The organism is Paenibacillus sp. 05T425, assembly GCF_056396205.1.
Map to the genome: position 1 here is coordinate 1 of NZ_JBFTLA010000156.1, position 392 is coordinate 392.

A 392-nucleotide genomic window follows, 5' to 3' on the forward strand; every position below is an offset into this window, starting at 1 on the left:
AGCACAAGCGTCTGGTAGCAGCCGGGAAAGTCCCAGCCACCACCACCCGTGTTGAAACCTCGTTGGAACAGGCTTAAACCATGTCGAACTTAGTGACCAATGCTGGACACACCCATGTCGATGGACATGGGCATGATGACCATCACCACGACTCGGGCGAGATGACCGTATTCGGTTTCTGGCTCTACCTGATGACCGACTGCATTCTGTTTGCGTCGATCTTCGCAGCGTACGCGGTACTGGTTAACAACGTAGCGGGTGGCCCGTCGGGCCACGACATCTTCGAACTGCCATACGTACTGGGCGAAACCGCTCTGCTGCTGTTCAGTTCGATCACCTACGGCTTCGCCATGCTGGCGTTCTTCCGTGGCAACAAGAAGCAGGTCCTGGGC

At 56.6% G+C, this 392-nt stretch carries 1 protein-coding gene; it reads left to right on the forward strand.

What is annotated here, in order from left to right; genetic code table 11:
* Window positions 1-80: 80 nt before the first annotated feature.
* The coding region (locus tag AC1DF0_RS32560) for a cytochrome c oxidase subunit 3 family protein (RefSeq protein WP_477577748.1) at window positions 81-392 on the forward strand (312 nt) is incomplete at its 3' end.